Below are 25,812 nucleotides of genomic sequence, written 5' to 3'. Positions count from 1 at the left end.
GTCAGGGCGCGATGGGGAACTGCAGCTCGCCCGGCCGCAGGAACGGCACCCGCTGCTCCATCGAGCGCTCCAGCCGCTCGACGCAGTCGCTCTGCGCCGCCACCGTGCCCGCGCCGATCTTGCACTCGGTGTAGGTGCTGAGCTCGGACGCGAAGTAGAGCTGCAACCCCGTGGTGCCTACGGCGATGAACGACGCCACCGACGAGATCACCACCCCCACGATCGCGACCGTGGCCGGTTTGCCCGCCCGGCGCAGCAGACCCACCGCACGAATCCCGATCACCAGGGCGATCAGGCCGAGCACCAGGCCGCCGACGGGGAGCAGGAAGGTCACCACCAGTGCTAGGAAGGCATAGAGCATCGCCCGTCTGCCCGCGGCTTCGGGGGGCCGCTGCCCGGTCGGACTCTGGACGGGTGTCGCCACCTGACCTCCTCTGCGTCGTTTGACCGGTCAGCCGGATACCCTGGTTGCGGCGTGCGCGACCGTGCCGGCACGTCACCCGATCAGCACCGACTGGAGCGCTCTTTGTCTGACCAGGCCATTCGGCTCGTGGTTCTCGTCTCCGGTTCTGGAACCAACCTACAGTCCCTACTGGACGCGGTGGCCGACGAATCCTACGGCGCCGTGATCGTCGCGGTCGGCGCCGACCGCGACGGCATCGAAGGACTGGCCCGCGCGGAGCGGGCGGGTGTGCCGACGTTCGTCGAGCGCGTCCGCGACCACTCCGACCGCGCGGCGTGGGACGAGGCCATCGCCGCCAGAATCGCCGCCCACAAGCCGGATCTCGTGATCTGCGCCGGGTTCATGAGGATCCTCGGGGCGCCGACGCTGTCCGCGTTCCCCGTGGTCAACACCCATCCCGCGCTGCTGCCGGCCTTCCCCGGCGCGCACGGGGTGCGAGACGCCCTGGCGTACGGCGTGCGGGTGACCGGCTGCACGGTCATGTTCGCCGACGCGGGCGTGGACACCGGGCCGATCATCGCCCAGGAGACCGTCCGCGTGTACGACGGGGACGACGAGGACACGCTGCACGAACGGATCAAGACCGTCGAGCGCGGCCTGCTCGTCGAGACGGTCGGCCGCATGGCCCGCGAGGGCTGGACGGTCACCGGCCGGAATGTTCGCCTGGGTTCGCGGACCCGGGGTGACGGAGAACCAGGGAGGACCACGAAGTGACCCGCATCGCCGTCAGGCGCGCGTTGATCGCGGTGTATGACAAGTCAGGGCTGGAGGAGCTGGCCAGGGGGCTCGACGCCGCGGGCGTGGAGATCGTTTCTACGGGGGGCACGGCGGCGAAGATCGCGTCGTTCGGCGTGCGGGTCACCCCGGTCGAGGCGCTCACCGGGTTCCCCGAATGCCTGGACGGCCGGGTCAAGACGCTGCACCCGAGAGTGCACGCCGGCCTCCTCGCCGACAGCGGCAACCCGGCCCACGTCAAGCAGCTCGAAGAGCTGGAGATCGAGCCGTTCGAGCTGGTGGTGGTCAACCTCTACCCGTTCAGCGCGACCGTGGCCTCCGGCGCGGCGCCGCAGGAGTGCGTCGAGCAGATCGACATCGGCGGCCCGGCGATGATCCGCGGCGCGGCCAAGAACCACGGCACGGTGGCGGTCGTCACCGACCCGGCGTCCTACGGCGACGTGCTCGCCGCGGTCGCCGCGGGCGGCTTCACCGTGGACGAGCGCCGCCGCCTGGCCGGGGCCGCCTACGCGCACACCGCCGCGTACGACGTGGCCGTGGCCTCGTGGTTCTCCTCTGTCTACGCGCCGCAGGACGGTCCGTGGCCGGAGTTCATGGGCGCCACCTGGGAGCGCGAGGCCGTGCTGCGGTACGGCGAGAACCCGCACCAGGAAGCCGCGCTCTACTCGGCGGGCACCGGCGGCCTGGCCGGCGCCGAGCAGTTGCACGGCAAGGAGATGTCCTACAACAACTACGTGGACGCCGACGCCGCCTGGCGGGCCGCCTGGGACTTCGCCGAGCCGTGCGTGGCGATCATCAAGCACGCCAACCCGTGCGGCATCGCGGTCGGCGCCGACGTGGCGCAGGCGCACCGCAAGGCGCACGCCTGTGACCCGCTGTCGGCCTACGGCGGCGTCATCGCGGTGAACGGCGAGGTCACCGAGGAGCTGGCCCGGCAGATCGCCGAGGTGTTCACCGAGGTCGTGGTGGCCACCGGGTTCGCGCCCGAGGCGCTGGCCGTGCTCACCCAGAAGAAGAACATCAGGCTGCTGCGCTGCCCGGCCGGTCCCGCCGGTGTCGCGGAGTTCCGCCGGATCGACGGCGGCCTGCTGGTGCAGACCGTGGACCGGGTGGACGCGCCGGGCGACGATCCGGCGAACTGGGAGCTCAAGGTGGGGGCCGCCGCCTCCGCCGAGGTGCTGGCCGACCTCGCCTTCGCCTGGCGGGCCTGCCGTTCGGTCAAGTCCAACGCCATCCTGCTCGCCGCCGACGGCGCCACCGTGGGCGTCGGCATGGGACAGGTCAACCGGGTGGACTCCGCCCGCCTCGCGGTCTCCCGCGCCGGCGACCGCGCCACCGGTTCCGTCGGCGCCTCGGACGCGTTCTTCCCGTTCCCCGACGGCCTGGAGGTGCTCGCCGAGGCGGGCGTCCGCGCCATCGTCGAGCCCGGTGGCTCGGTGCACGATCCCGAGGTCATCGAAGCCGCCGAGAAGGCCGGCATCACCCTCTACTTCACCGGCACCCGCCACTTCTTCCACTGAACCCCGCCCGCCCGGCCGCCGCGCTCCGGCGGCCGGGCCTGCCCGGGATTTCCGCGTTGGGGTGATCTCCCGGCTGATCTGGGTAGTGGGGATGGTTCGGGTGTTTCGGGGCCGCAGGCCGGATGGGGCAGGTACCCTGAGGCTTCATCGTCTGTTTCCTCCCTCGGAGTACCCGCATGTCCTTGATCGATCTGGTTCTGTACGGCGTCGTCCTGGTCAGTGGGTTCCTCCACAGCCCCTTCGTGCTCGTGATCTTCGCGGGCCTCGGGGCGTATCTCGGCAAGGTCGCCGTGGAGACCATCCCCTTCACCAGGAGGATCATCGAGCGGCGCGAGGCGGCGGCTCGGGAGGGCAGCCGGTAGGCGGCCCATATGATGGGCTGACATGAGCGCGCAGAGACTCGATGGCAAGGCCACCGCGGCCAAGATCAAGGCCGACCTGACCGCCCGGGTGGCGGAGCTGAGGAAGCGCGGGGTCGCTCCCGGGCTGGGCACGGTGCTCGTGGGCGACGATCCCGGCAGCCAGATCTACGTCGCGGGCAAGCACCGCGACTGCGCCGAGGTCGGCATCGCCTCCATCCGCAAGGACCTGCCGGAGACCGCCACCCAGGCCGAGGTCGAGGCGGCGATCGACGAGCTCAACGCCGACCCGGCGTGCACCGGCTACATCGTGCAGCTCCCGCTGCCACGCGGTCTGGACACCATGGCGCTGATCGAGCGCATCGACCCGGGCAAGGACGCCGACGGGCTGCACCCGGTCAACCTGGGCCGCCTGGTGCACATGATGGACGCGCCGCTGCCGTGCACGCCGCGCGGCATCGTGGTGCTGTTGCAGGAGTTCGGGGTGCCGCTGAAGGGCGCCGAGGTGGTGGTGGTCGGCCGCGGGATCACGGTGGGCCGCTCGCTGGGCCTGCTGCTGACCCGGCGCAGTGAGAATGCCACGGTCACCCTGTGCCACACCGGCACCCAGGACCTCGCCGCGCACGTGCGCGGGGCCGACGTCGTCGTCGCGGCGGCGGGCGTGCCCGGGTTGATCACCGCCGACATGGTCAAGCCGGGGGCCGCGGTGCTCGACGTCGGCGTCTCCCGGGTCGAGGGCAAGATCGCCGGAGACGTGGCGCCGGATGTCGCTGAGGTGGCCGGCTTCCTCACCCCCAATCCCGGCGGCGTCGGCCCGATGACCCGCGCCATGCTGCTCACCAACGTCGTGGAGGCGGCCGAGCGCCGGCACCCGGCGTAAGGGCATGCATGCCCGGCTCCGGCGTGGCACGCCGCCCCGGCATGCGGGCATGATGAAGCCCCGCCCGTGACCGGCACGGGCGGGTACGCCTCAGGACGCGCGGCGGCCCGCGGTCGGGTGCGGCTGTCCCTCCGCCGGGGTGCCCGCGGAACGCTGCGGCGGGACCACCGGTGTCGGCCGGACCAGGCCGAGGGCGACCACCTCGTTGGCCAGCCGGGTGCGCCTGTTGGTGCCCTCGGGAATCCGGAACTTCTGGTAGAGGCGGAGCAGATGCTGCTTCACCGCCGCCTCGGTCACCACCAGGTCGTCCGCTATCTCCCGCGCGGTGGCGGGCGCGACGAACGCCTCGTCGGACAGCGCCGGGCGGCACAGCGAGGTGAGCACGTCCACCTCCCGCCGGGTCAGCTCCGGGGCCGCCGCGCGTCGCAGCTCGACCTCGGGGGTGAAGTCCTCGCGGGGCACGCCTCCCACCCGGCAGCGCGCGGCGCCGAAGGACACCACGTCGCCGTCGTCGAGCACCCTCCGGGCGATCGGCCTGCCGTTCACCCGTGTGCCGTTGCGGGACAGGCCCAGGTCAACGACGTACAGGTAAGGTCCCCGCCGGACGAACTCGGCGTGCAGCCGGGACACGCTCGGGTCCGTCAGCCTGATGTCCGCACCACGGCCACGGCCGACCGTAGTGATCTCGGGCCGCAACGGGACGACCTCGCCGGTGTCCTCGATGCGTATGAACGGCCCCTCCACGGCAGTTCCTCCCCAGGTAGCCCGCCGTATCTTCTGCTATAGCTTCGGCTTACCCAAACGAGGGGATGGGGAATCGCCTTTGCCGTAAGGAGAATCCGACGCGAAATTGGTCTGGACCTCTGGAGAAGGTTTTGCCTGCTCACGGGTAGACTTCGGGCGAAGATAAGCGGAGGAAACACACATGGCGGACAAGCCCACCAAAGGCCTCGCCGATGTCGTAGCCGCGTCCACAGCGCTGAGTGACATCGACGGGAAGGCCGGTCGCCTCTTCTATCGTGGCTACGACATCCACGATCTGGCGGGGCGCACCACATTCGAAGAGACCGCCCATCTGCTCCAGTGTGGCGCTCTCCCCACCCGGGACCAGCTCGCCGCCTACGGCGCGGAGCTGGTCAACGGCCGCTCGCTCGGCGCGTTGGTCGAGGCCAACATCTCCGAGATCGCCGAGAAGCAGGCCCCCATGGAGGCCCTGCGCACCCTGGTCTCCCTGTCCGGCGCCGAGAACCCGGACAAGGACGCCAACAGCGCGGAGGCCAACCACCGCAAGGCGGCGCAGCTCACCGCCCAGCAGCCCATTCTGGTCGCCCGGTACCACGCCGCCCGCACCGGCGCCGAGATCCCCGATCCCGACCCCGGGCTGAGCATCGCGGCGAACTTCCTGCTCCAGATCACCGGCAAGGTCCCGGACCCGCGGCAGGTCGAGATCTTCGACACCTGCCTCGTCCTGCACGCCGACCACACGATGAACGCCTCGACGTTCGCCGCCCGGGTGTGCGCCGCGACCCTGTCGGACATGCACTCGGCGATCGTGGCCGCCATCGGCACGCTGAAGGGCCCGCTGCACGGCGGCGCCAACGAGCAGGTCATGCGCACGCTGCAGAGCATCGCGCCGGACCAGGTGGCCGGGACCGTCCGCGACAAGCTCGCGAACGGCGAGAAGATCATGGGCTTCGGGCACCGGGTCTACAAGACGGAGGACCCGCGCGCGACCCATCTGCGCAGGATGTCCGAGGAGCTGGCCCAGGCCGCCGGGGACGACACGTACTACCGCATGTCCAAGGAGATGGAGGAGGTCGTCCTCGCGGAGAAGGGCCTCTACCCGAACGTCGACTTCTACGCGGCGACCGTCTACCACTACCTTGGTATTCCTACCGATCTGTTCACCCCCGTGTTCTCGGTGAGCCGCATGTCGGGTTGGACCGCGCACGTGATCGAACAGCACGCGGACAACCGGCTGATCCGGCCCGACAGCGAATACATCGGTGAGCGCGACCAAAAATGGAAGCCGATCGACGAGCGTTGAACGAGCGACAGCAGGCAGGCTGGGGACCGTACCCTCTCATCGCACTGGGGACGGTTCTCGGCCTCGCCTCCATACTTCTAGGGGCATCGCCGTCGGTCGGCATGCCCGTTGCCGGCGGCTTCCTGCTGCTCGGCGCGCTGATCAGGGTGATACTCCCTGAGCGGCGCGCGGGGTGGTTCGCGATCCGCGGCAAGACGACCGACGCGCTCACCCTGACCACCTTCGGCGCTCTGCTGGTATTCGGCGGGTTGATCCTGCTCGTGGAGCGTGAATGGATCGTCGGGATCCTCGGCTTCATCCGGATCGTCGGATGACCGGGTGGCCAGCGAGGTGTTCGAACCGGTCCGATAGCCTCAACGGCCAGTGAGCCTCAAAAAGGATCGTCTGGTCAGTGTTAGTTCAGAAGGGGAACCACACGCATGCCCAAGATCAAGGTAGAGGGGGCCGTCGTCGAGCTTGACGGCGACGAGATGACCCGGATCATCTGGCAGTTCATCAAGGACCAGTTGATCCTTCCCTACCTCGACATCGATCTGAAGTACTACGACCTCGGCATCGAGCACCGCGACGCCACCGACGACCAGGTCACGATCGATGCCGCCAACGCGATCAAGCAGTACGGCGTCGGCGTGAAGTGCGCCACCATCACCCCCGACGAGGCGCGGGTCGAGGAGTTCGGCCTGAAGAAGATGTGGAAGTCCCCGAACGGGACGATCCGCAACATCCTCGGCGGCGTCATCTTCCGCGAACCGATCATCATGTCCAACGTGCCGCGCCTGGTGCCCGGCTGGACCAAGCCGATCGTGGTCGGCCGTCACGCGTTCGGCGACCAGTACCGCGCCACCGACCTCAAGATCCCCGGCGAGGGCACGCTGACGCTGACCTTCACCCCGAAGGACGGCAGCGAGCCGATCGAGCTGGACGTCTACGACTTCCCGGGCAGCGGCGTCGCGCTGGCGATGTACAACCTGGACGAGTCGATCAGGGACTTCGCCCGCGCCTCCATGCGTTACGGCCTGAACCGTAACTTCCCGGTCTACCTCTCCACGAAGAACACGATCCTCAAGGCCTACGACGGCCGGTTCAAGGACATCTTCGCCGAGGTCTACGAGACCGAGTTCAAGGGCGAGTTCGAGGCGGCCGGGCTCACCTACGAGCACCGCCTGATCGACGACATGGTCGCCGCGGCGCTGAAGTGGGAGGGCGGCTACGTCTGGGCCGCCAAGAACTACGACGGCGACGTGCAGTCGGACACGGTGGCGCAGGGCTTCGGCTCGCTGGGCCTGATGACGTCGGTGCTGATGACGCCGGACGGCCGCACGGTCGAGGCCGAGGCCGCGCACGGCACGGTCACCCGGCACTTCCGCCAGCACCAGCAGGGCAAGCCGACCTCCACCAACCCGATCGCCTCGATCTTCGCGTGGACCCGTGGCCTGCAGCACCGCGGCAAGCTCGACAACACCCCCGAGGTGGTCGACTTCGCCACGAAGCTGGAGGAGGTCTGCGTCGAGACCGTCGAGAGCGGCCAGATGACCAAGGACCTGGCGCTGCTCGTCGGCGGCGACGCCGAGTGGCTGACCACCCAGGACTTCCTGGCCGCGCTGGACGAGAACCTCAAGAAGAAGATGTCCGTCTGATCTTCTCCGGGTCAAGGGCCGCCTCCGGGCGGCCCTTTCGCCTGCCCCCGTCCTGTCTCACCGAGGCACTCCCAGGGTCACGTAGGTGTAACGCCCGGCAAGGGGCCGTGTGAAACGGTGATGGGGCCGTAAAGTTTGCCTGGTCGGAATCCACGCGACCTTGTTAGGGAAAGCGCATGCCGCAGATCGCGCCGCTCGTGGCGGGGGATCCCACCCGGCTGGGGGGCTTCCGCCTGTCCGGACGGCTCGGCGAGGGCGGCCAGGGAGTCGTCTACCTGGGGGTCAGCGAGTCCGGCGAGCAGGCGGCGGTCAAGCTCCTGCACGTGAAGTTCAGCGGTGACACGACCGCCCGCTCCCGCTTCGCCCGCGAGCTGCGCGCCGCCCAGCGGGTCGCGTCCTTCTGTACGGCCCGCGTCATCGACGCCGACCTCGAAGGGGACACCCCCTACATCGCCAGCGAGTTCATCCAGGGCCGCTCGCTGCGCGACGTCGTGGACGACGACGGCCCGCTGCGCGGCGTGGCGCTGGACCGGCTGGCCATCGGCACCGCCACCGCGCTCACCGCCATCCACCGAGCGTCGATCGTGCACCGCGACTTCAAGCCGGACAACGTGCTCATGGCCGTGGACGGCCCGCGGGTGGTCGACTTCGGCATCGCCCGCATCCTCGACTCGACGGGCACGATCACCAGCCGGGCGATCGGCACCCCGGCCTACATGGCCCCGGAGCAGATCGCCGGCGACGACGTGGGCCCGCACACCGACATCTTCGCCTGGGGCGCGACGATCACCTTCGCGGCGACCGGCGTCACCATCTTCGACGGCGGCTCGATCGCGGCGGTGCTCAACCGGATCCTCAACCACGAGGTCGACCTCAGCATGCTGCACGAGCCGCTGCGCAGTGTGGTGCGCTCGTCGCTGTTGAAGCCGGCGGCGAGCCGACCCTCGGCCGACCAGATCCTGCTGCGCCTGCTCGGCCGGCCCGACAGCGCGGGCGCGTCGCCCGACGTGCTCACCCAGGGCGTCCAGATCGCCACCCCGGCCGACGACGGGGACACCACCCGGCAGGCCAGGATGCCCACCTCCACCGGCCGGTCGGGCGCGCCGCCGCCCGCCCGCCCCGCCCCCGGCACCGCCACCGGCTTCGAGCCGCCCCCGCAGCCGTTCCCGGCACCCCAGCAGCCGCAGAAGCCGCAGAAGCCGCAGGAGTCGCAGCCCGGTCACCAGCAACCCCGCCGACAGCCCCAGCCGCCACACCAGCAGCAGCAACCCCGGCACGACCAGCACTCCCGGCCGGTGCCGCAGCAGGACCCCTGGGCCCGCCCGGCGCCCGGCAGGGACTTCGCCGCCGAATCGCCGACGCCCGCGCTCATCCCGCCGCCGAGCTGGCAGACGCCGCCCCCGGGAGGCCGCGGCGGGGAGCCGTCCACACTGGTGTCCGCCGAGCCGGCGCGCCGGAAGACCGGGAAGAAGGTGTGGGCCGTCCTGCTGGCCATCGTGGTGCTGCTCGCCGGCGGCGCGGGCGTCGCGTACGCCGCGGGCTGGCGGCCGCCGTTTCTGCAGGCGTCGGCGAGCACCGGGGGAGGGGAACCCCGCTCCTTCGCCTCGGTGGTGGACAAGGCGGCGGCGACGAAGACGCTGACCGTCGGCCTGCGCAACTTCCTGCCCGGCATCTCCCTCCAGTCCACCCAGAACGGAAGCTGGACCGGCTTCGAGGTGGACCTCGCCACCGAGATCGCCAAGGCGCTGGACGTGCCGGCCGAGGGCATCACGTTCCGCGAGACGAGCCGCGCGGAGCGGCCCGGCCTGCTGGCGGACGGCAAGGTGGACATGGTGATCGCCACCTACCCGGTCAACGACGCCGACGACGTCGTGTTCGCCGGCCCGTACTACCTGGCGCACGTGGACGTGCTGGTCAAGGACGGGTCGTCGATCCAGACGCTGGCCGGCCTGGAGGGCAGGCGGCTCTGCCAGCCGGCGGCGAGCGTCTCGGTGGGCGTGGTGCAGCGCAGGGTCGAGCGGCTCGAACTCGTGCCGGCCGACACCTACACCGAGTGCGTGAACATGCTGACCGCGGGCACCGTCGACGCGGTCCCCGGCGACGACCTCGTGCTGGCCGGGTTCGCCAACCGGGAGAGCGTCCGGTTCAAGGTGCTCGGGCTGAAGCTCACCGACGAGCGTTACGCGGTGGCGCTGAAGCCGGGCGACGAGGGCGGCTGCCGCGCCGTACGGGCCGCGATCACCGCGCTCTACGAGAACGGCGTGATCAGAAGGCTGCTCGGCAAGCACTTCTCCAACGTGGAGTTCGCGCCCGAGCTGGCCATGCCGGCGCTCGCCCCGTGCGGGTGAGCGTCGCGGGCGGGCCGTTCACCGCGCGGACGGCCGGGCGGTGACGTGTCCCGGCACCCGTGCGGGTAGCATCCCACCCGTTCACGAAATCATCCGCGAGTTGGGGGAAGGCAATGCCTGACACTCCCGTCAAGGTCACCGTCACCGGCGCAGCAGGCCAGATCGGCTATGCGCTGCTCTTCCGTATCGCCTCGGGCCAGCTGCTCGGCGCGGACGTGCCGGTGAGGCTGAGCCTGCTGGAGATCCCGCAGGCGGTGAAGGCGGCCGAGGGCACCGCGATGGAGCTCGACGACTGCGCGTTCCCCCTGCTGCGGGGCATCGAGATCACCGATGACCTCACCACGGCCTTCGACGGCACCAACGTGGCGCTGCTGGTCGGCGCCCGCCCGCGTACGGCGGGCATGGAGCGCGGCGACCTGCTGGAGGCCAACGGCGGCATCTTCGGCCCGCAAGGCAAGGCCATCAACGACCACGCGGCCGGCGACATCCGCGTCCTGGTGGTCGGCAACCCGGCGAACACCAACGCGCTGATCGCCCAGAAGCACGCCCCCGACGTGCCCGCCGACCGGTTCAACGCGATGACCAGGCTCGACCACAACCGCGCGCTGTCCCAGCTCGCGACGAAGCTCCGGGTCCCGGTCAGCGAGATCAGGAAGATGACGATCTGGGGCAACCACTCGGCGACCCAGTACCCCGACCTGTTCCACGCCGAGGTCGGCGGCAAGGTCGCCGCCGAGCAGGTGGACGAGGGCTGGCTGCGCGACACGTTCATCCCGACCGTGGCCAAGCGCGGCGCGGCGATCATCGAGGCGCGCGGCGCGTCCAGCGCGGCGTCGGCCGCCAACGCCGCGATCGACCACGTCCGCGACTGGGTGAACGGCACCGCCGAGGGCGACTGGACCTCCGCGGCCATCCCCTCCGACGGCTCCTACGGCGTGCCGGAGGGCCTGATCTCCTCCTTCCCCGTGGTCTCCCGGGGCGGCGCGTGGGAGATCGTCCAGGGCCTGGACATCGACGCCTTCTCCCGTGGGCGCATCGACGCCTCGGTGCAGGAGCTGGCCGAGGAGCGCGAGGCCGTCCGCGGCCTGGGCCTGCTCTGAGCCCGCGGAGTGTGACGTGAACGAGGCCCCGGGCACGCCGCCCGGGGCCTTCGCGCATGGCGGGGACCGGTCAGCCGAGCGCTGCCCAGGCGTCCGCGACCATCTCGCGCAGGGAGGCGCGGTCCGGCTTCCAGGCCAGCTCCTTCTGGATGAGCTCGGAGGAGGCGACGAGGACGGCGGGGTCGCCCGGCCGCCTGGCGTCCGTCACGACGGGGATGTCGTGCCCGGTGACCTCGCGGCAGACCGAGATGACCTCCTGCACGGTGAACCCGGTGCCGCTGCCCAGGTTGTAGATCCTGTGCGTGCCCTCGGCGCAGCCGGCCAGCGCGAGCTGGTGGGCGCGGGCCAGGTCGGCGACGTGGACGTAGTCGCGCACGCAGGTGCCGTCGGACGTGGGGTAGTCGGTGCCGAAGACGCTGACCGGCTTCCCGCCGCCGCGGGCGACGGCCAGGACGTTGGGGATCAGGTGCGTCTCGACGGTGTGCCGCTCGCGGTAGACGCGGCCGTCGGCGGCGGCGTAGGCGCCCGCCACGTTGAAGTAGCGCAGGCTGGTCGCACCCAGGCCGTGCATCCGGGCGAACGCGGTGAGCGTCGTGTCCACGGCCAGCTTGGAGGCGCCGTAGGGGTTGGTCGGCAGGGTCGGGTCGGTCTCCAGGATGGGCGTGCGCTCCGGCTCGCCGTACACGGCCGCGGTGGAGGAGAACACGATCCGGCGCACGCCGGCGACCCGCATGGCCTCCAGCAGCGCGAGGGTGCCGCCGAGGTTGGCGTCCCAGTAAAGGCCGGGCCGGGCCATGGACTCGCCGACCAGCGACTTGGCGGCGAAGTGCAGCACGCCGTCGAAGCCGCCGCCGCCGAGCACGCCGGCCGCGTCGGTGACGGGGGCGCGGACGAACGTCGCGCCGGCGGGCACCGCGTCCTCGTGACCGGTGGACAGGTCGTCGAGCACCACGACCTCGTGGCCGGCCTCGACGAGCTGTGCCGCGACGACGCTTCCGATATAGCCGGCGCCTCCGGTGACCAGCAGTTTCACGATGCCACTCCCGTGTTCGTCCATGTTGGATTATGTTGGAATTTGTAAGGCCAGCGGGCCCAGCATACGCGTTCCCGGACCCGCACGCCGTAAAGAGGACGGGTACGCTGGCAAATCAATATCGGCCCGTGCGGAAACGGGTAATCGCGTGAACTATGTGCTCGCCAATATCGCCCTGGTCCTCATCTTCATCCTGATCGGAGGGTTCTTCGCGGCGGCCGAGATGGCGATGGTCTCTCTGCGGGAAGGCCAGGTCCGCAGCCTCAGCAGGCGTGGCCGCAGAGGCGCCCGGGTGGCCCGGCTGGCCCGCGATCCGAACCGCTTCCTCTCCTCGGTCCAGATCGGCGTCACCGTCGCCACGATGCTGTCCGCCGCGTTCGGCGCGGACACCCTCGCCTCCGAGCTGGTGCCCGCCCTGCTCGGCTGGGGGCTGCCCGCCGGGGTCGCGACCCCGGCCGCGCTGGTCCTCGTCACCCTGGTGATCTCCTACTTCTCGCTGGTGCTCGGCGAGCTCGCGCCCAAGCGGCTCGCCCGCCAGCGCGCGGAGGGCCTGTCGCTGCTCGTCGCCCCCCTGCTGGACGGCATGGCCCGGCTCTCCCGCCCGGTCATCTGGGGACTGTCGAAGTCCACCGACCTGGTGGTCCGGCTGCTCGGCGGCAACCCGCAGGCCGACCGCGAGGAGATGAGCACCGAAGAGCTGCGCGACATCGTCGTGGGCCACCACGAGCTGGCCGACGACGAGCGGCGGCTGATCAACGAGGTCTTCTCGGCGGGCAAGCGGCAGCTCCGCGAGGTGATGCTGCCGCGCACCGAGGTGGAGTTCATGTCCGCCGACACGACGCTCGCCGAGGCGGCCGTGCTCGCCGCGACCATGCCCCACTCGCGCTTCCCGGTCTTCCGCGACTCCTACGACAACGTCATCGGCTTCGTGCACGTGCGCGACCTGCTCGACCCGGTGCTCACCGGCCGGGTCGAGCCGATCAGCGAGCTGGTCAGGATCCGCCCGGTCAAGCTGGTCCCGGCCAGCAAGCGGGTGCTGCCCACCCTGTCCGAGATGCGCGACGAGGGACACCATCTGGCGCTCGTGGTGGACGAGTACGGCGGCACGGCGGGCATCGTCACCCTGGAGGACCTCGTCGAGGAACTCATCGGCGACATCAGGGACGAGTACGACCTGGAGGACGCGCAGGCCGTACGGCTGCCCGCCGGCCAGATCGAGATCGACGGCCTGGCCAACCTGGACGACGTGGCCGAGCAGACCGGCATCCGGCTGCCCGACGGGCCCTACGAGACGCTCGGCGGCTTCGTCATGGCCGCGCTCGGCCGCCTCCCCGCGCTCGACGACAAGGTGGAGATCCCGGGCTTCGAGCTCACCGTGACCGAGATGGACGGACGGCGTGTCGCCCGGGTCCGCATCGAGCACGGCGGCCCGCCCGCCACGCCGGAGCGGACGGGGCCGGAATCCGACTCGGAGGGGCCGGAGGGGCCCGTCGAGTCGCAAGACGACAAGGATTCCTGACACAATCTGGAGCTATGGCCCGTCCTCGCGTTCTCTCCGGCATCCAGCCCACGGCAGACTCCTTCCACCTGGGCAACTACCTCGGTGCGGTCCGTCAGTGGGTCGCGATGCAGGAGACGCACGACGCCTTCTACTGCGTGGTGGACCTGCACGCGATCACCGTCCAGCCCGACCCGCAGGAGCTGCGCCGGCGCACCCGGGTGGCCGCCGCCCAGCTCTTCGCGGCCGGCCTGGACCCCGAGCGCTGCACCGTCTTCGTGCAGAGCCACGTGCGCGAGCACACCGAGCTGGCCTGGGTGCTCATCTGCCTCACCGGCATGGGCGAGGCGGGCAGGATGACGCAGTTCAAGGACAAGTCGGCGAAGTACGGCGAGGGCGCGGCGAGCGTCGGGCTGTTCACCTACCCGATCCTGCAGGCGGCCGACATCCTGCTCTACCACGCCGACCAGGTCCCGGTCGGCGCCGACCAGAAGCAGCACCTGGAGCTCACCCGCGACCTGGCCCAGCGGTTCAACCACCGGTTCGGCGACACCTTCACGCTGCCGTCGCCGAGCATCCTCAAGGAGGTCGAGAAGATCACCGACCTCCAGGAGCCGACGGCCAAGATGTCCAAGTCGTCCTCCAGCCCGCAGGGCATCCTCGACCTGCTGGAGCAGCCCGGCGCGCTGCGTAAGAAGGTCATGCGCGCGGTCACCGACACCGGCTCCGACGTCCTCGCCGACGACGAGAACAAGCCCGGCGTCACCAACCTGCTGCGCATCCAGTCGGCCCTGACCGGCACCCCGATCCCCGACCTTGAGGCGCGTTACGCGGGGCAGGGCTACGGCACCTTCAAGAAGGACGTCGCCGAGGCCGTCATCGAGGTCTTCACCCCGATCAGGGAGCGCGCCGAGAAGCTGCTCGCCGACGAGCACGAGCTGGACCGCATGCTCGCGATCGGCGCCGAGCGCGCCGGCGCCGTGGCCGCCGAGACCATGGCCAAGGTCCGCGACCGGGTCGGCTTCCTGCCCCGCCTCTGATCCTCCGGCCCCCGGGCCGGGAGGCGGCGGCGATCTCGGGTAGGAGCCTGCCGTGGGCGGTCTGGTCAGGCGGGTTCAGGAGCGGATGGCTCGGCTCCGGGAGCGGGGTCACGGCGTCCTCGAACGCGCCCGGGTCAGGTGGGCGTGGTTCGACCACCTCATGCTGACCGTGCACCGGTACCACGTGCAGTCCGGCGACCGGCTGGCCGGCGCGGTGACCTACTTCGCCTTCCTGTCGTTCTTCCCGATCGTCGCCCTGGCGTTCGCGTTGTTCGGCTACGTGGTCAGCATGCGGCCGGACGCGCTGGAGACGCTGGCGAGGGCGATCGACGAGCAGTTGCCCGGCCTGGCCGAGCGGCTCAACCTGCGGCTGATCGCCGAGTCCAGGACCGGCGCCGGGCTCGTCGGCCTGCTCGGCCTGCTGTACGCCGGCCTCGGCGCCGTGGAGGCGCTGCGCGGCGCGCTGCGGGCCATCTGGATGACCACCGAGCCGGCGCTCAACTACTTCCTCGGCAAGCTGCGCGACCTGGTGGCGCTGGTGCTGATCGGGCTGACCCTCGTGGTGTCCGTGGCCGTGAGCGGCTTCGCCACCGGCGCCACCGGCACGGTCGCCGGGTGGCTCGGCCTGTCCGCCTCTGGGCTGGGGGAGAGCCTGGTCTGGCTGGCCGGCATCACCGTGAGCGTGTGCGCCGACACCCTGGTCTTCCTCATCATCCTGGGCTGGCTGGGCAGGGCGGCCCAGGCGTTCGGCACCGTGCTGAAGGGCGCGCTCATCGCGGCGGTCGGCTTCGGGCTGCTCAAGCAACTGGCCGCGCTGCTGCTCTCGCACGTGCTGGGCAACCCGATCTACGGCACCTTCACCGTCATCGCCGGGCTGCTGATCTGGATCAACCTGGCCACCAGGCTCACGCTCTACGCGGCGGCCTGGACGGCCACGGCGAACCTCGGCCCGCCGCCGGAACCGTCCCCCGTCCCCTCCTCGGACGGCGGCGTCACCCCCGTGCCGTGAGGCGCACCTTCATGGGGTCACCGTGACCCGGCCCGCCTGCGGCGGCGCATGCCGTACCCGAGCCAGGCGAGGCCGGCGAGCACGGCCGCGCCGATGACCAGGGGGGCGGCCATCCGGGTGGCCGGGTGCTCGGTGCTCGCGGGCCCGGCGCCGGCGCCGGGTGCGGAGACGGCGGCGGGCGGCGGGCTCGACTGCACCTTGCCGACCGGGGCGGTGGCCTGGACGGCCGGGTCGGGCAGCGGATCGACCAGTTGCCCGACCGGGGTGGCCCGGCCGCGCGCGGCGAACCCCCAGTCGAGCAGGTCGGCGACCTCGTCCCAGAAGTAGCCGTCGTGCCGCATGATCGCCACGATGATCGTGTGCCCGTCGCGCTTGGCCGCGCCGACGAAGCTGCCCATGGCCTTGGAGGTCCAGCCGTTCTTGACCCCGATCATGCCCTTGTAGCGGAACAGCAGCTTGTTGTGGTTGCTGATCTCGTAGTAGCCCTTGGGCGCGGGGAATTTTGCGGACTTCATGCTGACATATCGCCGGAAGTCGGCGTTGGCGAGTCCGGCTCGGGCGATCAGCGCCAGGTCGTAGGCCGAACTCCGCTGGCCCGGCAGGTCCAGGCCGCTGGGCGTCCTGGCCACCGTGTCGAGCGCCTGGAGCCGTTTGGCCTCGGCGTTCATGTCCTTCATGGTCTGGGCCAGGCTGCCGTTGGCCTCGGCGAGCGCCATGGCCGCGTCGTTGCCCGAGGACATCATCAGGGCGCGGAACAGGTCCTCGACCCGGTAGGTGCCCTTCACCGAGATGCCCACCGCGCTGCCCTCCTGGTTGGCGGCGTTGCGGCTCGGCCGTACCTTCTCGTCCTTGTCCAGCTTGGGGATGAGGGTGAGCGCGGTCAGGGTCTTGAGGGTGCTCGCTGGCAGGTAGTGCCCGTGCGGGTCCTTGGCGGCGAGCACCTGGCCGGTCTCGGCGTCCGCGACCACGTAAGCCTTGGCGCCGGTCTTGGGCGGCGCCTTGATCCCCTCGGGGGCGACGATGCCGCGGGCGCCGAGCAGCGCGCCGCCGATCGGCACGGCCGCGCCCCGCGCCGGGGGGCGGTCGGCGGGCTGCGCGCCGGGAAGCGGATCACCCGACGGCGCCCCGGTGGGCGCCTGCGACGGCGGTTGCACCGCAGGCGGCGCGTCGGGGGGCGGCTGCACCGCAGGCGGCGCGTCGGACGGTGGCTCGGTCGGGAGCGGTGCGTCGGGCGGCGGTGAAGGAACCTGTGGCGCCAGGGCCGCGGCGCGGGCGGGGGGCGTGCCCTCCGGCACGGCGGTCGCCCGCGCCGGGGGCTGGGCGAGGGCGGCCGTGGCCAGCACCGCCATGGTGAGCAGCGCCGTGCGCGGCATCAGGTGGTTTGTCCGCATAACGGACTCAGGTTAGCTTCGAGCCGGATCGCATGTGCGGTCAGTTTCCTCCCGGGGTGCCGCGGACACCCGACCCGCCGAGGGCTTGATACTGGGCGCATGCAAATGTCACGAAGGATCGCCGGATTTCTCCTCGCACTTGCCGCTTTCATGGTCTTCGAGTGGATCAATCTTGGATTCAATCTCGCGGACGGCCACGAGACGTCGTTCTACGTCGTGCACGGCATCCTGATCGCGGTCAACATCCTGCTGGCCCTGGCACTGGCCGTGATCGGCTGGCGCGGGTGGCGGGGCGCGGCGGCCTGAGACAGCCCAGGAGGGGCTGGGACGGCACCCCGGGTCAACGCCCCGCGCCGAGTGCCCGCAGGGTCCGTACGTGCAGCTCAGCGGCCTCCTTGGTGCTGTCCGCGATGCTGGTGAAGCCCACCTTGCCGTACTCCGTCACGGCCCCGAGCAGGTGCAGCACGTTGCCGGTGCGCCGGTCGCGGTCGAAGCCGAGTCCGAGCTGCTCAACCATGCGCACCACCTCGCCCGGGCTACGGCCGCGCAGCAGGGAGGAGGCGCAGTTGTCCGTCGCCGCGTAGTGCTTCGGCCGGCCGTCCGCCACCAGTGTGCCGCCGACCGGGTCGTAGGACGCGCCGGTGGTGAGCAGGGCGGCGCCGAAGGGATGTGTGGTCCCGCCGATGCGCAGGTTGATCTCGCACAGCAGCGCGCGGTAGCCGGCGTCGGTCTTCAGCGCGAAGAAGTCCATCCCGAACATGCCGATGACGCCGCGCTCGGCCAGCACCCGGCTGATCCGCTCGGCGCACTCGCTCACCTGGCGGCGGTACCGCGCCCGCGCCGGGAACGTGCAGCCCTGGAAGACGTCGGCGTTGGCCCCGCCCAGCACCTGGTCGTGCGTGGCCACCACGTCGAAGTGGCCGCCGGGGGTGATCCTGGCCAGCGCGCTCGGGAAGTAGAGCGGCCGGTCCTCGATGAACTCCTCGATCACCGCGCCGCGCTCGCAGATCTTGTCCGCGAAGGTGTCCCAGGTCTCGCCGTGCGCGGAGAAGCTCGTGGGCGAGTCGGCGAGCGCGCGCCCGCCGGCCGTCTCGACGACGGCGTTGCCGAGCCCGGAGTAGCCGTCGTTGAGCTTGACGATGACCCGCCGGCCGGGGTTGAGCGCGCGCGCCGCGTGCTCGATCTCTGGCAGCGAGCGCAGGTCGGCGAAGCCGCGGGCCATCGGCACCCCGGCCTCCTCGCCCACCCGCCGGGAGCCGGTCTTGGAGCCGAGGTCGGCGAGCTCCCGGGACGGCCCGTAGATCGGGACGGACAGCGCCTCGGCGAGCCGGTGCTCGTCCTCGCCGACGACGAAGGGCAGCAGCCAGGCGTCCTCACCGCCGCCGACCAGGCCGCGCAGCCGGTCGAGCACGCGCGACCGGTTCAGCACCGAGCGGATCAGCGGCTGCGCGCCGGGGGTGTCCGTGCTGACCATGTGCAGCCGCCCGCGGGCGCCGGCGGGGTCCTCCAGGAAGCCGAGGTAGTAGTCCACGATCGCGGGGTCCACCGGCACGGAGGACACGTAGATCACCCGCACGCCGGGCGAGCGCAGCGTGAGCAGCAGGAAGAGCAGCCGTTCCTCGTACGCCTGGACGGCGGTGATCCGGCGCAGCTCATCCTGGGGCAGGGACAACGAGGGGACGATCACCAAGGTCCCTTCGCTGGGTTCGAAGATGCTCAATTTTGAGTATTTCTCCGCGAAGGGGATATTAGTGATCATACAGGGAGTGAACCATGCATTCTTCTCACAAGCATGAGGCGACAAGGTGCGATGACTAGCACTCATGGTCAGGCAATTGGCAGGGTTCGGCGGGTTTAAGGCCGTGGTTTGGGTCGTTCGGCGCCCCCAGGGTCTGAGCAGGGACGGAGTCGGGTGGGGCTATAAACGGACACCCGTACTGACTATACGGTCCTGACACGTACGGGTGGTTCTCCGGTCATTCACGGGGAGGTCATCCCTAGCCCTTCCCGGTGGCCCCGGGTGCGTTTCCTGTGGCCCTGGTGGTATTCGGGGGCTGTGTGGCGGGCGTCCCCACGTTGAACAATTGCAGGGGATGTCACCGCCCGGGTCCAGGGGAGAGATACAGTCGAATACATCGCCAACGTCCGCGCGGGCCTACCTGTCGCGCATGGGACGCCCGGCGACCTGCAGCCCGCGCCGGGACGGCCCGCGAACCACGGCCCTCCGGCGGGGCGCTCGCTTTCTAGAGGCACCGCGATCCGGGGCCGCCGCATTCGGCGAGCGGAGAGCGGAGCTTGACATATCGATGATCGTGGCCAGGACGCGACCATCCACCGGCCGGTTCACCCGGCCAGGCGGGGGAGGCACGGCTCGCGGCCTCCCAGGAGGCGTACTGGGCGCGACGGCAGATGGGACGGTGACTGATGCGGGCACGTGAACTGCGGGGGGAGCTCGACGCCTACCTCGCCGAAGTCGAGCCCGGGCTGGTCGACTTCCGGCGTGACCTGCACATGCACCCGGAACTCGCGTTCGCCGAATACCGTACGACGCAGCGCATCGCCGCCCGCCTCAGCGAGGCCGGGCTGGTGCCCGCCGTGCTCCCCAAGGGCACCGGGCTGATCTGCGACGTCGGCAGCGGCGACGGGCCCACGGTGGCGCTCCGCGCGGACATCGACGCGCTCGCGCTGGCCGACGAGAAGGACGTGCCCTACCGCTCCACGGTGCCCGGCTGCTGCCACGCCTGCGGCCACGACGTGCACACCGCCATCGTGCTCGGCACCGGGCTCTTCCTGGCCAGGCAGGCCGCCGCCGGGCTGCTGCCCGGCCGGGTGCGGCTGATCTTCCAGCCCGCCGAGGAGCTGCCGGGCGGCGCGCTCGAGGTGATGGCGGGCGGCGGCATCACCGGCGTCGACCGGATCTTCGCCGTGCACTGCGACCCGAAGGTGGACGTGGGCCAGGTCGGCCTGCGGGCCGGCCCGATCACCTCCGCCTGCGACAAGGTGACGATCAGGGTGGCCGGTCCCGGCGGGCACACGGCCCGCCCGCACCTCACCGTGGACCTCGTCTTCGCGCTGGCCAAGATCCTCACCGAGCTGCCCGCGGCGCTGTCCCGCCGGGTGGACCCGCGCTCGTCGCTGAGCCTGGTCTGGGGCCGGGTCGAGGCCGGGTCGGTGGCCAACGCGATCCCCGACGACGGCATCGCCCAGGGCACCGTGCGCTGCCTCGACGAGACGGCCTGGCACGGCGCCCCCGACCTGATCAAGTCCCTGCTGGAGTCGGTCGCCGGCGCCTACGGCGTCGAGACCGAGATGGACTACACCAGGGGCGTCCCGCCCACCATCAACGACGAGTCGAGCGTGCAGATGCTGCGCGAGGCGGCCGAGCGGGTGCTGGGCGAGGGCTCGGCCATCCCCACCGAGCAGAGCCTCGGCGGCGAGGACTTCGGGTGGTACCTCGAGTCCATCCCCGGCGCGATGGCCCGGCTGGGCGTGCGCAAGCCGGGTTCGACGTCCCTGGTGGACATCCACCAGGGCACCTTCGACGTGGACGAGTCCTGCATCGGCATGGGCGTGCGGTTCATGGCGGCCACCGCCCTGACCGCCCTGTGGGAGGGCCACCGCGTCAGCGCCGGGGAGCACGTGGCGGAGGCCCTCACCTGATCGGGCGTCAGAGCCTGCCCTCGGCGACGGGCAGGCTCAGCACGCTCCGCTCCGGCTGCACCTTGACCACGGTGCCGGCCGGGTAGCGGAGCGTGTAGTCGTAGTCGGTGGAGATCAGCACCACTCCGAGCCGGTGCCCGGCCTTGAACACGTAGTCCTGGGCCTGGAAGTCCCACCGGAAGTCGTACGCCCTGCCGGGCCTGAGCGGCTCGGTGCGGTCCGCCGCGTTCCGGTTGCGGGTGTCCAGCCAGCCCCTGGTCACGATCTTGAACGGGGCGGTCTCGGTGACGTGCTGGCGCAGGATCGTGCAGCCGGTGTCCCCGGGCACGCCCTGCCCGTAGCAGAGCTCCTCGCCGGTGCTGCGCAGCGCGCCGGTCGCCCGGGTGTCGGAGCCGTAGTCCACGAGCAGCGCGGTGAGGTACGGCGAGCGACCGCCCTCCAGCGAGGCCCGCACCTTGATCGTCGGCGTGCCGGAGATCCGCAGGTCGTCCTTGAGCACCGGGGACAGGTAGGCCAGCCGGTTGGCGTCGGCCGTCTCCGGCTCGGCGGCCAGTTCCTCGGCCCGGCGGGTCCGCTGGTCCACGAACGAGTCGACGTCGTGGGCCGACCGCGCCCCGCGCGACCCGAGGGAGTCCAGCGGCGTCGAGACGTCACGGGTGCGCGGCAGCGGCCAGGAGGCGTGCCGGCCCCACTGGCCGGGGGCGAACTCCACGTCGGCCTGCGGCTCACGCATGATCCCGTTCTGGATGCCGTAGAGCCAGTAGTCGAACCAGCCGTGCAACTGACGCAGCCACTCGGCGGTGCGCACGTTGAACGGGCTGGTGTGCGCGCCCTGGTGCAGCCAGATCTTGCGCGGGGTGCCCTGCTCGGCGAGGGCGTCCCACCACTGGGCGGCCTGCTTGGTCTTCACGTTCCAGTCGTTGAGACCGTGCACCAGGAAGACGCTGGCCTTGACCCTGCGCACGTCGTTGAGGTAGTTGCGGTCGTCCCAGAAGTCGCTGTAGTCGCCGGTGAGCCGGTCCTGGTCCTGCCCGATCCGGTCGATCAGCCCGCCGCATACGGCCTGGCCGTCGGCCCGGGTGAGCACGTACTTCGCCAGCACGTCGGCGTCCTCGCCCTGGAAGCCGCCGGGGGCGAGCACGCCGCCGTTCGCGCGGTAGTAGTCGTACCAGGAGGAGATCGCGGCGATCGGCACGATCGTCTTCAGCCCGTCGACGCCGGTGGCCGCGACGGCGTTCGGCAGGGTCCCGTTGTAGGAGACGCCGATCATCCCGACCTTGCCGGTGGTCCAGTCGGCGCGCACCCGGTTGCCGTCGGCGTCGAAGCCGCGGGCGCGGCCGTTCAGCCAGTCGATGGCCGCCTTCGGGCCGAGCGTCTCGTTGCGGTCGCCGGTGGTCGGGCAGCCGGTCGCCCGGCCGCTGCCGAGGTTCTCCACCAGGGCGACCGCGTAGCCGCGCGGCACGAAGTAGTTGTCGTAGTAGCTGTCGAACGGCCCGGCCTCGGCCCTGGCGATCTCCGACTTGGTGGTGACGCCGGCCTCCATCAGGTCGGCCAGCTTGTTCCGCGCGGTGCGGCTGCCGGAGCGGCCCTCCTCGTCCGGCTCGATGTCCACGTCGTGGTTCTGCACGTCGTTGCCGCCCGCGTAGTACGGGCTGGCCTCCATGATGACCGGCACCTTCAGGCCGCGCTCGGTCTCCCTGGGGCGCATGATGTCGACGGCGACGCGGTCCGGCCTGCGGTCGAAGTCGCTGTCCACCCCGGCGACCTCGACGTAGACGGTCTCGACGATCGCGTCCGCCCGGGAGAAGACGGGTTGCGTCGCGTGCGCGGCCACGCTCGACGCCGGCGGGGGTTCCGCCGAGGCCGGCATGGCCGTGCCCGTGATCGCGAGAAGCACGGCTAGCGGGACGGCGGCGGCCTTCCAGGTGCGCATGGGGTCTCCAGTGACACGTGTGGGCAATCTCCACGACTGCGAGCAATGTCCGTCAGGAAACCTTCTGACGCAAGATCTCGACAGAAACCCATCTTTCGATCAAGCTTGTGCCCGAGCCCTCGGTTGCGGACGGGGCCAGGATGGGTTTCGGCGCTGGCTTGGGCGATATGTCGGCTTTGCGGGGCGGGCTGGGCCAGGGGTGAAAGTACCGGCTCGTGATGGTTGGTCCGGCTTCGGTCTGGTCACAGACGTGCTTGAGGTCGGTAACAGAGCAGTTGCGGACCTCTTCCCGGCTTTCGTTTTCCCTGGTCAAACAACTATCTTCCGTGCAGGGTCGCTGCGCGGTCAGCATCGCGCGCGACGGAAGCAGTATGGCGGGGAACTGGGAGGAGTCACCTTGCTCCGCAAGAGATTCGGCAGGCTGGCCGTAACCACGCTGGCCGGTGCCATGCTCATGGCCGTCACCGCCTGTGGCGGCGGGGGCGACACCGGGGCGACAAGCGCGAGTCCGGGCGCCTCCGACGCGGGCGCGGGCTCGGGCCTGAAGGTCGGCCTCGCCTTCGACGTCGGCGGCCGGGGCGACAAGTCGTTCAACGACTCCGCCTACGCGGGCCTGGAGCGGGCCAAGACCGAGCTGGGCGCCGACATCAGGGAGCTGAGCCCGGCGGGCGACGGCTCCAACCGGGGCGCGATGCTTCAGCAGCTCGCCGACGCCGGCTACAACCCGATCATCGCCGTGGGCTTCGCCTACGAGCCCGAGCTCAAGACGGTCGCCGCCGAGTACCCGGACGTGCAGTTCGCCATCGTCGACGCGGGCTCCGTCGGGCCCAACGTGACCGGCCTGACCTTCGCCGAGCAGCAGGGGTCCTACCTTGCCGGCGTCGCGGCCGCGGCGAAGACGAAGACGAACCACATCGGCTTCGTCGGCGGCCCGGAGAGCAAGCTGATCCAGAAGTTCGAGGCGGGCTACGTCGCCGGCGCGAAGGCCACCAAGCCGGACATCAAGATCGACATTTCCTACCTGGGCGCGGACGGCGACTTCGCCGCCTTCAAGGCCCCGGACAAGGGCAAGATCGCGGCCGAGAAGATGTACCAGGCGGGCGCGGACATCGTCTACCACGCCTCCGGCGACTCCGGCCAGGGCGTCTTCCAGGCGGCGGCCGCGGCCGGCGCCGACAAGTGGGCCATCGGCGTCGACTCCGACCAGGCGCAGACCGTCAAGGAGCCCGAGCTCCAGAAGATCATCCTGACGTCGATGCTCAAGCGGGTCGACAACGGCGTCTTCGAGTTCATCAAGGCCAACAAGGGCGGCGCGAAGGGCGGCCAGACCGTCGCCTACGACCTCAAGGTCGACGGCGTCGGCCTGAGCACCACCGGGGACCACCTCTCCGACGTCCAGGCTCAGATCGACGAGGCCAAGCAGAAGATCATCAGCGGCGAGATCACCGTCCCGGAAACGCCGTGACCTCATCCCGCGTGACCGTGCGGTGAACACCAGGGCCCGGGGAGCGGCTCCACCCGCCCCCCGGGCTCCCGCTTGTCCCCGCCCAGCCACTCGACTCCCGTCCCGCCCCCGGGACTTTCAGGAGAACGCATGTCGACGAGCTCGGAGACCCTCAAACCGGCGCGATCCGCTGTGGAGCTTGAGGGCATCACGAAGCGCTTCCCCGGCGTCGTCGCGAACCACGATGTCCGGATCACCGTCGAACCCGGCACCGTGCACGCCATCGTGGGCGAGAACGGCGCGGGCAAGTCCACCCTCATGAAGATCCTCTACGGCATGCAGCGCCCGGACGAGGGCCGGATCAGGGTCAACGGCGAAGAGGTCGTCTTCCGCACCCCCGGCGACGCCATCCGGGCCGGCATCGGCATGGTGCACCAGCACTTCATGCTGGCCGACAACCTGACCGTGCTGGAGAACGTCGTCCTCGGCGCCGAGCCGAAGAAGGCCGGCCGGCTGGACCTCGCCACCGCGCGGGCCAGGCTCGCCGAACTGGCCGAGGCGCACGGCCTGCGGGTCGATCCGGACCGGCTGGTCGAGGACCTCGGCGTGGGCGACCGGCAGCGGGTCGAGATCCTCAAGGTGCTCTACCGGGGCGCGCGGATCCTCATCCTGGACGAGCCCACCGCGGTCCTGGTGCCGCAGGAGGTCCAGGAGCTGTTCGCCAACCTGCGCGAGCTCAAGGCGGGCGGGCTCACGGTCATCTTCATCTCGCACAAACTGGACGAGGTGCTGCACATCGCCGACGCGATCACCGTGATCCGGCGCGGCACCACGGTGGCCAGCGTGCTGCCCGGCGACGTGACGGCCCGGCGGCTCGCCGAGCTGATGGTCGGTAGCGAACTGCCCACCCCGCAGACCCGCGAGTCCACCGTCACCGACCGCGTCGTCCTCGGCCTGCACGGGGTGACCGTCACCGGCGGCGACCGGACCGTGCTGTCGGAGGTGACCTTCCCGGTCCGCGCGGGCGAGGTCGTCGGGGTGGCCGGGGTCGAGGGCAACGGCCAGACCGAGCTGATCGCGGCCATCATGGGCCTGCGCCCGCTGGCCGCCGGCCGGATCACCCTCGCCGAGGAGGACGTCTCCACCTGGTCCACCCGGCGGCGCAGGGAGGCGGGCATCGCCTACGTCCCCGAGGACCGCCACCGCGAGGGGCTGCTGCTGGAGGCCCCGCTGTGGGAGAACCGGGTGCTCGGCCACCAGACCAGACCCCCGGCCCGCAGGGGCCCGTGGATCGACCGCGCCGCCTCCCGCAAGGACACCGAGCGCATCGTCGCCGAGTACGACGTGCGCACCCCGAGCGTGGACACCCTGGCCCTCGCGCTGTCCGGCGGCAACCAGCAGAAGCTCATCGTCGGCAGGGAGATGAGCGGCGACCCGAAGGTGCTGATCGCGGCCCATCCCACCCGGGGGGTGGACGTGGGCGCCCAGTCCGCCATCTGGGGCCACCTGCGCGACGCCCGCGCGGCCGGGCTCGCCGTCCTGCTCGTCTCCGCCGACCTGGACGAGCTGATCGGCTTGTCCGACACCCTCTACGTCATCTACCGCGGCCGCTTCGTGGCCGACCTCGATCCGAGCCAGGTCACCCCCGAGCAGCTCGGCGGCTACATGACCGGCGCCATCGCGAAGGACCAGCCATGACAACGGCCGGAGGACTC

General features: G+C 70.9%; 22 protein-coding genes. 16 read left to right on the top strand and 6 right to left on the bottom strand.

All coding sequences use genetic code 11. The annotated features are described in order from the left end of the window. Position 1: 1 nt before the first annotated feature. Positions 2 to 424, bottom strand: coding sequence for a hypothetical protein (locus QSK26_RS03110; protein ID WP_285773384.1), 423 nt, complete (start codon positions 422 to 424; stop codon positions 2 to 4). 102 nt (positions 425 to 526) lie between these two features. Between QSK26_RS03110 and purN the strand changes: the two genes are divergently transcribed. The 4 genes from purN to QSK26_RS03090 all read left to right on the top strand — a co-directional run bounded on the left by purN (position 527) and on the right by QSK26_RS03090 (position 3,957). Further along, the gene (gene purN / locus QSK26_RS03105; RefSeq protein ID WP_285773383.1) at positions 527 to 1,177 is read left to right on the top strand and encodes a phosphoribosylglycinamide formyltransferase; all 651 of its coding nucleotides are present in this window, start codon (positions 527 to 529) and stop codon (positions 1,175 to 1,177) included. Beyond that, entirely contained in the window at positions 1,174 to 2,718 is a 1,545-nt protein-coding gene (gene purH / locus QSK26_RS03100) for a bifunctional phosphoribosylaminoimidazolecarboxamide formyltransferase/IMP cyclohydrolase (protein WP_285773382.1), read from the top strand. Before purN ends, purH begins: the two co-directional genes overlap by 4 nt. Positions 2,719 to 2,894: 176 nt before the next feature. Beyond that, the gene (locus QSK26_RS03095) at positions 2,895 to 3,080 is read left to right on the top strand and encodes a hypothetical protein (protein WP_285773381.1); all 186 of its coding nucleotides are present in this window, start codon (positions 2,895 to 2,897) and stop codon (positions 3,078 to 3,080) included. 22 nt (positions 3,081 to 3,102) lie between these two features. Next, positions 3,103 to 3,957 (top strand): bifunctional methylenetetrahydrofolate dehydrogenase/methenyltetrahydrofolate cyclohydrolase, encoded by an 855-nt coding sequence (locus tag QSK26_RS03090; protein WP_285773380.1) that lies wholly within the window; start codon positions 3,103 to 3,105, stop codon positions 3,955 to 3,957. A 90-nt stretch (positions 3,958 to 4,047) separates the two neighbouring features. Here the strand turns inward: QSK26_RS03090 and QSK26_RS03085 are convergent, their stop codons facing one another. Then, on the bottom strand, positions 4,048 to 4,701 hold the full coding sequence (locus tag QSK26_RS03085; RefSeq protein ID WP_285773379.1) for an FHA domain-containing protein: 654 nt from the start codon (positions 4,699 to 4,701) through the stop codon (positions 4,048 to 4,050). A 181-nt stretch (positions 4,702 to 4,882) separates the two neighbouring features. Here QSK26_RS03085 and QSK26_RS03080 point away from each other — a divergent pair, with 181 nt between their 5' ends. The 5 genes from QSK26_RS03080 to QSK26_RS03060 all read left to right on the top strand — a co-directional run bounded on the left by QSK26_RS03080 (position 4,883) and on the right by QSK26_RS03060 (position 11,089). Beyond that, complete coding sequence (locus tag QSK26_RS03080; RefSeq protein ID WP_285773378.1) at positions 4,883 to 6,004, top strand: citrate/2-methylcitrate synthase; 1,122 nt, start codon at positions 4,883 to 4,885, stop codon at positions 6,002 to 6,004. Beyond that, positions 6,001 to 6,318, top strand: coding sequence for a DUF3017 domain-containing protein (locus QSK26_RS03075; protein WP_285773377.1), 318 nt, complete (start codon positions 6,001 to 6,003; stop codon positions 6,316 to 6,318). The genes QSK26_RS03080 and QSK26_RS03075 overlap by 4 nt, the downstream gene beginning before the upstream one ends. Positions 6,319 to 6,423: 105 nt before the next feature. Next, positions 6,424 to 7,641: an NADP-dependent isocitrate dehydrogenase gene (locus QSK26_RS03070; protein ID WP_285773376.1), complete on the top strand. Its 1,218-nt coding sequence runs from the start codon at positions 6,424 to 6,426 to the stop codon at positions 7,639 to 7,641. A gap of 176 nt (positions 7,642 to 7,817) precedes the next feature. Then, the gene (locus QSK26_RS03065; RefSeq protein WP_285773375.1) at positions 7,818 to 9,989 is read left to right on the top strand and encodes a bifunctional serine/threonine-protein kinase/glutamate ABC transporter substrate-binding protein; all 2,172 of its coding nucleotides are present in this window, start codon (positions 7,818 to 7,820) and stop codon (positions 9,987 to 9,989) included. A 113-nt stretch (positions 9,990 to 10,102) separates the two neighbouring features. Next, positions 10,103 to 11,089, top strand: coding sequence for a malate dehydrogenase (locus QSK26_RS03060; RefSeq protein ID WP_285773374.1), 987 nt, complete (start codon positions 10,103 to 10,105; stop codon positions 11,087 to 11,089). A gap of 70 nt (positions 11,090 to 11,159) precedes the next feature. Here the strand turns inward: QSK26_RS03060 and galE are convergent, their stop codons facing one another. After that, positions 11,160 to 12,122: a UDP-glucose 4-epimerase GalE gene (gene galE / locus QSK26_RS03055; RefSeq protein ID WP_285773537.1), complete on the bottom strand. Its 963-nt coding sequence runs from the start codon at positions 12,120 to 12,122 to the stop codon at positions 11,160 to 11,162. Positions 12,123 to 12,270: 148 nt separating this feature from the next. Here galE and QSK26_RS03050 point away from each other — a divergent pair, with 148 nt between their 5' ends. From QSK26_RS03050 to QSK26_RS03040, 3 genes are read left to right on the top strand one after another with little or no spacing between them, the layout of a single operon-like run. Beyond that, a complete protein-coding gene (locus tag QSK26_RS03050; RefSeq protein WP_285773373.1) occupies positions 12,271 to 13,641 on the top strand; it encodes a hemolysin family protein in 1,371 nt (456 codons plus the stop codon). Between the two features lie 14 nt (positions 13,642 to 13,655). Next, positions 13,656 to 14,660, top strand: coding sequence for a tryptophan--tRNA ligase (gene trpS / locus QSK26_RS03045; RefSeq protein WP_285773372.1), 1,005 nt, complete (start codon positions 13,656 to 13,658; stop codon positions 14,658 to 14,660). Positions 14,661 to 14,712: 52 nt separating this feature from the next. Further along, entirely contained in the window at positions 14,713 to 15,669 is a 957-nt protein-coding gene (locus QSK26_RS03040) for a YihY/virulence factor BrkB family protein (RefSeq protein ID WP_285773371.1), read from the top strand. A gap of 17 nt (positions 15,670 to 15,686) precedes the next feature. Here the strand turns inward: QSK26_RS03040 and QSK26_RS03035 are convergent, their stop codons facing one another. Next, positions 15,687 to 17,042 (bottom strand): D-alanyl-D-alanine carboxypeptidase family protein, encoded by a 1,356-nt coding sequence (locus tag QSK26_RS03035; protein WP_285773370.1) that lies wholly within the window; start codon positions 17,040 to 17,042, stop codon positions 15,687 to 15,689. A 117-nt stretch (positions 17,043 to 17,159) separates the two neighbouring features. On the opposite strand from QSK26_RS03035, the gene QSK26_RS03030 reads away from it, so the two are divergent. Then, positions 17,160 to 17,366: an SCO4848 family membrane protein gene (locus QSK26_RS03030; RefSeq protein ID WP_285773369.1), complete on the top strand. Its 207-nt coding sequence runs from the start codon at positions 17,160 to 17,162 to the stop codon at positions 17,364 to 17,366. Positions 17,367 to 17,400: 34 nt separating this feature from the next. Here the strand turns inward: QSK26_RS03030 and QSK26_RS03025 are convergent, their stop codons facing one another. Then, positions 17,401 to 18,732 (bottom strand): peptide ligase PGM1-related protein, encoded by a 1,332-nt coding sequence (locus QSK26_RS03025; RefSeq protein ID WP_285773368.1) that lies wholly within the window; start codon positions 18,730 to 18,732, stop codon positions 17,401 to 17,403. Between the two features lie 752 nt (positions 18,733 to 19,484). On the opposite strand from QSK26_RS03025, the gene QSK26_RS03020 reads away from it, so the two are divergent. Further along, positions 19,485 to 20,720, top strand: a complete 1,236-nt coding sequence (locus QSK26_RS03020) for an amidohydrolase (RefSeq protein ID WP_285773367.1) — start codon at positions 19,485 to 19,487, stop codon at positions 20,718 to 20,720. A gap of 7 nt (positions 20,721 to 20,727) precedes the next feature. Here QSK26_RS03020 and QSK26_RS03015 read toward each other — a convergent pair whose 3' ends face one another. Next, positions 20,728 to 22,653 (bottom strand): Xaa-Pro dipeptidyl-peptidase, encoded by a 1,926-nt coding sequence (locus QSK26_RS03015; protein WP_285773366.1) that lies wholly within the window; start codon positions 22,651 to 22,653, stop codon positions 20,728 to 20,730. Between the two features lie 397 nt (positions 22,654 to 23,050). On the opposite strand from QSK26_RS03015, the gene QSK26_RS03010 reads away from it, so the two are divergent. Continuing rightward, a complete protein-coding gene (locus tag QSK26_RS03010) occupies positions 23,051 to 24,118 on the top strand; it encodes a BMP family lipoprotein (protein WP_285773365.1) in 1,068 nt (355 codons plus the stop codon). A gap of 129 nt (positions 24,119 to 24,247) precedes the next feature. Beyond that, positions 24,248 to 25,795, top strand: a complete 1,548-nt coding sequence (locus QSK26_RS03005; protein WP_285773364.1) for an ABC transporter ATP-binding protein — start codon at positions 24,248 to 24,250, stop codon at positions 25,793 to 25,795. The last annotated feature ends 17 nt before the right edge of the window (positions 25,796 to 25,812 follow it).

The organism is Microtetraspora sp. NBRC 13810 (assembly GCF_030268685.1).
Lineage (GTDB): Bacteria > Actinomycetota > Actinomycetes > Streptosporangiales > Streptosporangiaceae > BSRQ01.
The sequence above is the reverse complement of the archived record's forward strand: the minus strand, read 5'-3'. Positions and strand labels throughout refer to the sequence as shown.